Raw genomic sequence first — 9780 nt, 5'->3', positions numbered from 1 at the left:
CAATGGGACCTCCTCTGAGAGTTGATTGGAATGGACGCAGGCGGCCGAGCTACTCCGCCCGCGCCAGCAGCTCGTCCAGCTTTGCAAGGAACTGCTTCCAGCCGGCGTGCGCGCCGCCATAGGCCTGCTTCTGGCTGGGACGGAAGCCCGCTTGCTCCACGCGCAAACGGGTGCCTGCGCCCGCCGGCGTCAGCGTGAAGGTCACCACGCTCTTCAGATCGTAGGCGGCGTCCTCATGCGTGAAATTCCAGGTGTAGGCGAGCATTCGCTGCGGCTCGATGGCGAGGACCTCGCAGTCCAGCACGCCGCCCCATTCGCCGCGAAGATTGAAGCGGTGACCGACGCTTGGCTTGAAGTCGTTCTTCATCAGCCATTCCTCGATCAGGTGAGGCTGCGTCAGCGCGCGCCAGAGCCGCTCCGGCGGAAAGGAGAACTCGCGCTCGATGACCACGGAACGCGTCTCGGTCGCAGCTTCGGTCATTGGTCCATCCTCTTCAGGAGATCGTCGAGGGCATCGAGCCGGTTCTGCCAGAACCCGGCCATCTGGCTGGTCCAGTTGACCAGTGGATTGAGCGCGCCGGGCTGCGCGCTGTAATGGGTCTGCCGTCCTTCATGGCGGTCGCGCACCAGGCCAGCCTGTTTCAGCGCGCCGAGATGTTTCGAGACCGCTGGCTGGGAAACGCCTGATCGCGCCGTCAGTGCCCCGACCGTCTGCTCGCCCTCGCGGCACAGCCGCTCGAAGATCGCCCGCCGGGTCGGATCGGCGAGCGTCCTGAACAGGAGATCGTGGGCGGCGGACATAGAAATCCATAACCAATCAGTTATGGATAACTCATAACCGTAGAGTTATGGGTGTGTCAAGAGCGGTGCGGATCGGTTGGGAGGTGGGCTCCGCGGGCTCCCCTGACCTCTGCCGCTTGCGGGAGAGGTCGCATAGGCGGCCCTTGGCCGCCGTTCTTCAAAAACGCCGATGCTTCGCATCGGCTATGGCGTCGGGTGAGGGCTTTCTCCTCTTGGGGGTTCTTCATTGCGGAGACACCCTCTCCCCAGCCCTCCCCCGCAAGCGGGGGAGGGGGCGCACCCCTTTCGGGGCAACCGAAGTGCCTCAAGGCCGCAGATAGAGATAGCCCTGAGCCTGGAGCTCGGCCAAGCGCACCACGCCGCCTTTTTCCGCGCTGACGAAGCCGGGCAACAGGTCGGTGAGCGCGACGTTCTGCACCTTCATCGTGTTGCCGCAGGCGGCGAGTTCGACGCCGTCCCTGGAGAAGTCGCCCACGCGCTTGCTGACATCGGGATTGGCCTGTGCCGCGTGGAACGCCTTCAGCGCCGGACCGTGGATCACCAGCGCGATCGTCACATAGTCAGGCCCACCGACGCCGTCGATGTGGTTCTGGATGTTGCCGAGCACGAAATTGACCTTCTCGGCATCGCTGAGATGGTAGACGACCTTGAGCTTGTTGCCTGCGCTCGCTTCCGTCGCCGCCTTTGCGCCAGAGGCGCCAAGCGCTGCGCCCAAGGCTGAAACTGCGCTCCACAAGATGTTCCGGCGGTTCATGGCGATCTCCCTCGGCGGCGCCCGACTTTGCCGGACACATATCACTTGTGGCGCAGCGCGGCGAGTTCCTTGCGGTCCGTCACCAGCGAGGTGCATTCGCTGGTGTCGGTGCGGTCGAGGCGAAAAATCCCGTCGTCGGCGCCGGCGACCAGCGATTGCTCGGCATCGTCATCCGGCTTGTTGTTCTGCCAGACCCTAACCCTCGCAAGCCGGACGATCGCCGACTTGTCGTCCTTGGACAGTGCAACGCCGATGCCGCCGCCCTCGCAGTCGACGCCACAGCCGAGACGGACGTCGTTGCCCTCTTTGGCGAATACCGCGTGGTTGCATGAGCCGCTGGAGTCGAAATCGCCCGAGCGGTGGCGATATCTGAAGCCGAGGCGGAAGGAGTTGTGGAGCTCCTTGTCCTCCTTGTCCAATTCCGCCGAGACCAGCAGCTTCATCGAGGCGACCTTCTGCTTCGGATGCCGCGCCAGGTGCGCGGCATCGTAGCGGCGGACGAAGCAGGCATAGGCCTTGCCGCCGGGTGGGCCCGCATACATCCGCGCGTTGAAGGTTTCGGCCTCGGCCTTGCTGGCCTCACGGATGTCGTCGGCCTCTTCGGCCCGGGCGGCACCGACGAAGGCGGCAAGGACAAGCGGAAGCAGGAGGGCAAGCTTCATGATCGCACCGGGCGCGTGAACTGTTGACGGCCGCATCGGAGGACGGTGAGAGCCGACTGGCGGTTAGTCGCAGGCCGAACGCCACGCGTTCAAGTGCCGGTGCCCCGCATTCCCGTGGGCAGCCTCGCGCAAGGTTCCAGCCCTAATCTTTTGGAAGAGGGGGCGTTCGTAAACCCAAAGTTGATGCAAAAGGCTGATGGGGGTCGAACATGTCCGTGGGTCAGAACCTRCCCAACATCACGATCGGCTATTCCCGGGGCCGGCTGCTGATGTTTTTCGGCGTCGGTCTGCTGCTGACGCTGCTCTGTGCTGCGCTCGCATTCATGTGGCAGCAAGGTAAAAACATCACCACGTTCCAGGTCGCCGCCTGCTATGTCGGCGCGGTGTTTTTCGGCCTTACCACCTGCAGGATGCTCTGGAGGTTGACTTCCGCCAGGTCGCCGGTCGTCTTCATCAGCCGCATCGGCATTCGCGACACCAGGCTCGCCGACGAGACCATTGCCTGGAGCTCCGTGCGGAAGATTCTGCTCCGGGAGCAGCGCGTGCAGAAGTTCGTGGTGCTCAAGCTCGATCCCCTTGTCGCCGAGCGATTCTCCGGGGGCTTCCTGAATCGTGCCTTGTCGCTGATGAACAACGCGCTTGGCGCTGACGGCGTGATCGTCAATGCGGGCGGACTGACCATGGACGTCGAAACATTGCTCGAGACCTGCAAGCAATATTGGGGTGCCGGACGACCGCCCTCTTCGGGCCACGCCGTGCCGGAGCCTGAACCGGAGCCCGAGGCCGTCAGCTGAGCGGCGAGGAAGCGCTGGCATCGGGTCAGATGCCGCGCATCGCTGCGGCGGACGAAGCAGGCATAGCCGACATTGCCGGGCGGTCGCGCGAGGCTTAGTCCGCCGTCGGTCCGAGAAGGTTCAATCCGTGCTGCGATTCTGGCTGGGAACTCGGCGCCGATGATTTCTACGACATTGTCGCGGATCATCAATGTGATAGTCTTCACAGACAGTCGAAATTCTGCGTCGTAACCTCGCCCGCCTTTGCAAGTTTGTGGAGTACCCCGCAATGGGCGAAATTCGCAACTTCAGATCGGGAAGCCACGATGACCCGCCGCCACATGGCGGGATGCCTCGTCGTCTCGCCGCGATCATTGTCGGGGACATCGCTTCCTACAGCCGCTTGATGCAGGCCGACGAGGAAGGCACGCATGTTCGCGTCAAGCGCATCGAGCGGGATCTCATCCAGCCCAGCATCGTCGAGCACCATGGAAGTCTGGTGAAGACGACGGGAGACGGCTTCATCGCGATCTTCGACAGTCCCGTCGAGGCCGTTCGCTGCAGCATCGTCATTCAGCAGAATCTCGTCGGCCGCAACGCTTCGCTTCCGAGGGACTCCCGGATCGAATACCGGATTGGCGTCAATCTTGGCGACGTCATCGTGGAGCCGGACGACGTCTATGGCGACGGCGTCAATATCGCCACGCGCATCGAGGGTATCGCCGAACCCGGTCAGGTCTATATCTCCGGCGCGATCTACGAGCAGATCAAGCACAAGGTGGTGTGCGGCTATGAGTCGCTCGGCGACCGCAAGGTCAAGAACATCACCGATCCGGTGCGCATCTATCGGGTGCTGCCGGACGCAGATGCGGTCGGGAGGACGCGAGGCCGGCGCGAGAATACCCTGATCTTCTTTCTGGGCGTCACGCTTCTCGTGATCGCTGCCGGTGTGCTGTGGTATCTGCTGGCGCTGCCGTCGGGCAGGGTGAACGAGCGGGCTGCCGCGCCGACTGTTGCTCCGGTCGCATCACCGAGCCCGCAACCTCCACCGCGAGAGGCAGCGACACAAACGCCGCAGCCGTCTCCTTCATTGGTGGCATCATCTCCATCGCCCGCTCCAGCGCCAAGTGCTCCGGCGGCAAGTGCCCCAGCGCCAAGTGCTTCAGCACCAAGTACTTCAGCGTCAAGTCAAGCGCCAAGCCCGGCGGCGCCGCCGGTCCGCGAACCCGAGATGATCGCCATTCGCGGCGGCAGCTTCGCGATGGGAAGCAACGATGATCCGACCGAACGTCCGGTCCACCAGGTCACGATCAAGCCGTTCTCGATCGGCAAATATCCGGTGACGGTGCAGGAGTGGAACGATTGCGCCGCTGCCAAGGCATGCGGCTTCACCGCCGTCGGCAAGGATAATGCGCCGATCACCAATGTGAGCTGGACCGACGCGAAGCAATATGCCGCCTGGCTCGCCCAGGCGACGAAGAAGCCCTACCGGCTTCCGAGCGAAGCTGAATGGGAGTATGCGGCGCGCGGGGGAACGCAGGGCAAGTATTGGTGGGGCGACAAGCTTCAGCCGGGCATGGCCGGATGCAAGGATTGCGGTGATGTCGCGGCCGAGCAGCCGGCGAAAGTCGGCAGCTTCAAGCCCAATCCATTCGGGCTCTACGACATGGGTGGCGGCGTCGATCAGTGGGTCGAAGATTGCTGGCACAAGACCTATCAGGGCGCGCCCAATGACGGCTCAGCATGGAGCGGTGGGGACTGCAACGCGCACGTCCTGCGCTCGGGTTCCTGGAAGAACGACTCKCGATACGTGCGGGCGTCCAACCGCGACGGTTACGATACCAATGTTCGTTACCCAACACATGGATTCCGTGTCGCGCTCAGTCCTTAACTGCTGGAGTGGATTCGATGCAAATCCTTCGCTGCGTTGCGCTGTCGGCGGTGCTCGCATTGCTCCCGGGCATAGCCTTCTCGCAGGGTAAGACAGCTCCAAAGGACGCAAAGGTATATTTTATCACCCCGTATGACGGGCAAAGGGTGCGCGCCGGATTCCTGGTCCGGTTCGGCTTGCGCAACATGGGCGTGACCCATGCCGGCGACGACTACCAGAATGCCGGCCATCATCATCTGCTGGTCGACGTCAACGACCCCATCGATCCGAAGGAGCCGATCCCGCAGGACAAGTCGCATCTGCATTTCGGCGCGGGGCAGACCGAAACATTTCTCGAGCTTCCACCCGGCACGCACACCCTGCAGCTGGTGCTGGGCGATGCGAAGCACTATCCGTTCGAGCCGCCCGTCGTGTCGGAGAAAATCACCGTACGCGTCAGGCAGCCGCCTCAGCGCGGCAGATGATCACCGCAAGCTGGCGTTGAACTTGTCCAGCGCCGCMGAGCCCGGGCAGAGCGTGTCGGCCTCCAGCGTATTGAGCGGCGTCTCGACCGTGTTGAGATGCTCGTGCAGATCGTCCGCATCGGGGTCGACATAAAGCAGGCCGGTGACGATCTGGCCCTTGGCCGCGTGCTTCTGGAGGAAGGTCATGGCGCCGAGACGGTCGTGCGGATCGTAGTCCGCGTCGATCTTGCGCAGCGCGATCTTGCTGCCGTCGTGCTGCTCGACCATTTGGACCGTGCCCGGCGCATAGTCGACGGCGATCGGATCGCGGCCGACCAGTACGTCGAGCCGGTTCACCGCGTCATTGTGCTCGCGGACATAGTCGAAACTCTTGGTCGAACCGGCGTGGTTGTTGAAGGCGATGCAGGGGCTGATGACGTCGATGAAGGATGCGCCTTTGTGGCCGATCGCGGCCGCGATCAGCGGCACGAGCTGGCTCTTGTCGCCGGAGAATGAGCGCGCGACGAAGGTCGCCCCTAACTGCAACGCGATCGCGACGAGATCGATGGCGTTGTCGGTGTTGGTGACGCCCTTCTTGGATTTGGAGCCGCGGTCGGCGGTCGCCGAGAACTGGCCCTTGGTCAGGCCGTAGACGCCGTTGTTCTCGACGATATAGGTCATGTTGACGCCGCGGCGGATCGAATGCGCGAACTGGCCGAAGCCGATCGAGGCGGAATCGCCGTCGCCGGACACGCCGAGATAGATCAGGTCGCGGTTGGCGAGATTGGCGCCGGTCAGCACCGACGGCATGCGGCCGTGCACGGAGTTGAAGCCGTGCGAATTGCCGAGGAAATAGTCCGGCGTCTTCGACGAGCAGCCGATGCCGGAGATCTTCGCCACCCGGTGCGGCTCGATCGAGAGCTCGTAGCAGGCTTCGATGATCGAGGCCGTGATCGAATCGTGGCCGCAGCCGGCGCACAGCGTCGAGATCTTGCCCTCGTAGTCGCGGTGGGTGTAGCCGAGCTCGTTCTTCTTCAGCCCGGGATGATGGAACTTTGGCTTGGCAATATAGGTCATGACACGGCCTTGCGGAGCGGGGTCACCTTGAGGTGATCCYGGTGGTCGCCAATGGCTTTTGCGATGAAGCGGGCGGTGATCGGCGAACCGTCGTAATGCACGATCGGGACGAGCCGCACCGGGTCGATGCCGTTCTCGTTGACGATGAGCTGGCGGAGCTGGCTGTCACGGTTCTGCTCGACCACGTAGACGAAGTCGTGCTCGGCGAGGAAGCTCGCCACGCTGGAGTGGAACGGGAAGGCGCGGATGCGCAGGCGGTCGAGCTGATGGCCGCGTAGCTCGAGCAATCCGATCGCCTCGTCCATCGCGGGCGAGGTCGAACCGAAATAGATCACGCCGTACTTGGTCGGCCGTTCCGCATTGGCCTGGAGCGGCCGCGGCACCAGATCCTGTGCGGTCTCGAACTTGCGCACCAGACGCTGCATGTTGTCGGCATAGACCGTGCCTTCCTCCGAATAGCGCGCATAGCGGTCGCGCGAGGTGCCACGCGTGAAGTAGGAGCCCTTGGTCGGGTGCGTGCCGGGATAGGTGCGGTACGGGATGCCGTCGCCGTCGACGTCGAGATAACGGCCGAAATCGCGGCCCTCCTCGAGCATCTCCGCGGTCATGACCTTGCCGCGGTCATATTGCCGCGAATCGTCCCACTTCAGCGGGCGGCAGAGGCGGTGGTTCATGCCGATGTCGAGGTCGAGCATCAGGAAGATCGTGGTCTGGAGCCGCTCGGCGAGGTCGAAGGCCGCGGCCGCGAACTCGAACGCCTCGGCGGGATCTTCCGGGAACAGCAGGACGTGCTTGGTGTCGCCATGCGAGGCGTAGGCGCAGGCGATGATGTCGCATTGCTGGGTGCGAGTCGGCATGCCCGTCGAGGGGCCGGCGCGCTGGATGTTCATGATCACGGCCGGAATCTCGGCAAAATATGACAGGCCGATGAACTCCGTCATCAGCGAGATGCCAGGGCCCGAGGTCGCGGTGAAGGCGCGGGCGCCGTTCCAGGACGCGCCGATGACGATGCCGATGGAAGCCAGCTCGTCCTCGCCCTGCACGATGGCGTATTTCGCCTTGCCGGTTTCGGGATCGTGCCGGTACTTCTTGCAGTGGGCGGTGAAGGCCTCGGCCACCGACGATGACGGCGTGATCGGATACCACGCGCACACGGTCGCGCCGCCATAGACGGCGCCGAGCGCAGCCGCGCTGTTGCCCTCGATGAAGATGCGGTCGCCGACCTTGTCGGATTTCTTGACCCGCAGCCCGATCGGGCATTTCAGGTTCTGCAGCGCCCAGTCGCGGCCGAGATGCAGCGCGTGGACGTTGGAGGAGAGCAGCTTCTCCTTGCCCTTGTACTGCTCGCCGATCAGCTGCTCGATCAGCTTCGGATCCATGTCGAGCAGCGCCGAGAGGCTGCCCAGATAGATGATGTTCTTGAACAGCTGGCGCTGGCGCGGATCGGTGTAGGTCGAGTTGGTGATCGCGGTCAGGGGAACGCCGATCACGGTGATGTCGTCGCGGAATTTGGTCGACGGCATCGGCTTGGTGGAATCGTAGAACAGATAGCCGCCAGGCTCGATGCCGGCGACGTCCTTGTCCCAGGTCTGCGGGTTCATCGCCACCATCATGTCGACGCCGCCGCGGGCGCCGAGATGGCCCTCTTCCGTCACCCGCACCTCGTACCAGGTCGGCAGGCCCTGGATGTTGGAGGGGAAGATGTTGCGCGGGGACACCGGCACGCCGTGACGCAGGATCGCGCGCGCGAACATTTCATTGGCGCTGGCCGAGCCCGATCCGTTGACGTTGGCGAAGCGGACGACGAAGTCGTTTACGCTGCTGATCGGCTTTTTGTCGGACATGCTGAACCTGCGTGAGTCATTTCGATCAAATACTTCTGCATGTCCCAGGCTCCGGTGGGACAGCGCTCGGCGCACAGCCCGCAATGCAGGCAGACATCCTCGTCCTTCACCATCACGCGCCCGGTCTTGAGATCAGAGGACACGTAGAGATCCTGGTCGGGATGCGGCGACGGCGCCTTCAGGCGCTGGCGCAGATCGGCTTCCTCGCCATTCTCCGTGAAAGTGATGCAGTCCATCGGGCAGATGTCGACGCAGGCATCGCACTCGATGCAGAGCGAAGTCGAGAACACCGTCTGCACGTCGCAGTTCAGGCAGCGATGGGCTTCGCCGAGCGCGAGCTTGACGTCGTAGCCGAGCTCGACCTCGGTGCGGATGTCCTTCAGCGCGATCACCTTGTCGCGATGCGGCACCTTGAAGCGCTTGTCGACGGAGATATCGTTGTCATAGCTCCATTCGTGGATGCCCATCTTCTGCGAGGAGACATGCACCTCCGGCAGCGGCCGCTCGGTGATGTCCTCGCCCGACAGCAGCTTGTGGATCGACAGCGCGGCGTCATGGCCCTGCGCCACCGCCCAGATGATGTTCTTCGGACCGAACGCGGCGTCGCCGCCGAAGAACACTTTTGGGTTGGTCGAGACGAAGGTCTTGGGGTCGACCTTCGGCATGTGCCATTTGTCGAACTCGATGCCGCAGTCCTGCTCGATCCAGGGGAAGGCGTTCTCCTGGCCGACCGCGACCAGCACGTCGTCGCAGGTGATCGTCTCGTCCGGCTCGCCTGACGGCACCAGGTTGCGACGGCCCTTGGCGTCGTATTCGGCCTTCACCTTCTGGAAGGTGACGCCGATGAGCTTGCCCGCGACATGCTTGAATGCCACGGGCACCATGTAGTTGAGGATCGGAATATCCTCGTGGATCGCGTCCTCCTTCTCCCAGGGCGAGGCCTTCATCTCCTCGAAGCCGGAGCGCACGACCACCTTGACGTTCTCGCCGCCGAGCCGGCGCGCGGTGCGGCAGCAATCCATCGCGGTGTTGCCGCCGCCGAGCACGATCACGCGCTTGCCGATCTTGTCGGTGTGGCCGAACGACACCGAGGACAGCCAGTCGATGCCGATATGGATGTTGGCGGCGGCCTCCTTCCGGCCGGGAATGTCGAGCTCGCGTCCGCGCGGCGCACCGGACCCGACGAAGATCGCGTCGTATTTTTCCGCAAGCAGCGCCTTCATGCTCTCGATGCGATGGCCGCCCTTGAACTCGACGCCGAGGTTGAGGATGTAGCCGGTCTCCTCGTCGATCACCGAATTGGGCAGACGGAATTTCGGGATCTGCGTGCGCATCATGCCGCCGGCTTCGGGATCGCCGTCGAACACCGTGCAGTGATAGCCGAGCGGCGCGAGATCGCGCGCCACCGTCAGCGACGCCGGGCCGCCGCCGACGAATGCAACGCGCTTGCCGTTCTTCGCTGCGGGGCGCGGCAGACGGTGGTTGATGTCGTCCTTGAAGTCGGCGGCGACGCGCTTGAGGCGGCAGATCGCGAC

General features: G+C 63.7%; 10 protein-coding genes. 3 read left to right on the top strand and 7 right to left on the bottom strand.

The annotated features are described in order from the left end of the window. Positions 1-49 precede the first annotated feature (49 nt). From ACXJL8_RS23790 to ACXJL8_RS23775, 4 genes are all read right to left on the bottom strand, one after another. On the bottom strand, positions 50-481 hold the full coding sequence (locus tag ACXJL8_RS23790; protein ID WP_456617954.1) for an SRPBCC family protein: 432 nt from the start codon (positions 479-481) through the stop codon (positions 50-52). Beyond that, positions 478-801 carry an ArsR/SmtB family transcription factor gene (locus ACXJL8_RS23785; protein WP_456617953.1) on the bottom strand — a complete coding sequence of 108 codons (324 nt, stop codon included), beginning with the start codon at positions 799-801 and terminating at the stop codon, positions 478-480. Before ACXJL8_RS23785 ends, ACXJL8_RS23790 begins: the two co-directional genes overlap by 4 nt. Positions 802-1105: 304 nt before the next feature. After that, entirely contained in the window at positions 1106-1555 is a 450-nt protein-coding gene (locus tag ACXJL8_RS23780) for a DsrE family protein (protein WP_456617952.1), read from the bottom strand. A gap of 41 nt (positions 1556-1596) precedes the next feature. Continuing rightward, positions 1597-2217 (bottom strand): hypothetical protein, encoded by a 621-nt coding sequence (locus ACXJL8_RS23775; RefSeq protein WP_456617951.1) that lies wholly within the window; start codon positions 2215-2217, stop codon positions 1597-1599. Positions 2218-2426: 209 nt separating this feature from the next. Here ACXJL8_RS23775 and ACXJL8_RS23770 point away from each other — a divergent pair, with 209 nt between their 5' ends. The 3 genes from ACXJL8_RS23770 (at position 2427) to ACXJL8_RS23760 (ending at position 5345) form a co-directional block, all read left to right on the top strand. Beyond that, entirely contained in the window at positions 2427-3011 is a 585-nt protein-coding gene (locus ACXJL8_RS23770; protein ID WP_456617950.1) for an STM3941 family protein, read from the top strand. Between the two features lie 268 nt (positions 3012-3279). Next, a complete protein-coding gene (locus tag ACXJL8_RS23765; RefSeq protein ID WP_456617949.1) occupies positions 3280-4881 on the top strand; it encodes an SUMF1/EgtB/PvdO family nonheme iron enzyme in 1602 nt (533 codons plus the stop codon). Between the two features lie 17 nt (positions 4882-4898). Then, entirely contained in the window at positions 4899-5345 is a 447-nt protein-coding gene (locus tag ACXJL8_RS23760) for a DUF4399 domain-containing protein (protein WP_456617948.1), read from the top strand. On the opposite strand, the gene ACXJL8_RS23755 is transcribed toward ACXJL8_RS23760, so the two are convergent. The 3 genes from ACXJL8_RS23755 to ACXJL8_RS23745 all read right to left on the bottom strand — a co-directional run. Further along, positions 5346-6401, bottom strand: coding sequence for a 2-oxoacid:ferredoxin oxidoreductase subunit beta (locus ACXJL8_RS23755; protein WP_456617947.1), 1056 nt, complete (start codon positions 6399-6401; stop codon positions 5346-5348). Then, positions 6398-8245, bottom strand: a complete 1848-nt coding sequence (locus ACXJL8_RS23750) for a 2-oxoacid:acceptor oxidoreductase subunit alpha (protein WP_456685684.1) — start codon at positions 8243-8245, stop codon at positions 6398-6400. The genes ACXJL8_RS23755 and ACXJL8_RS23750 overlap by 4 nt, the downstream gene beginning before the upstream one ends. Continuing rightward, positions 8215-9780: FAD-dependent oxidoreductase (locus ACXJL8_RS23745; RefSeq protein ID WP_456685683.1), on the bottom strand; the 1566-nt coding region annotated here is incomplete at its 5' end. The genes ACXJL8_RS23750 and ACXJL8_RS23745, both read right to left, overlap by 31 nt.

Source organism: Bradyrhizobium sp. P5_C11_2 (genome assembly GCF_054049755.1).
Note: the sequence above shows the minus strand (reverse complement) of the source record. Positions and strands in the feature narration are given on the sequence as shown.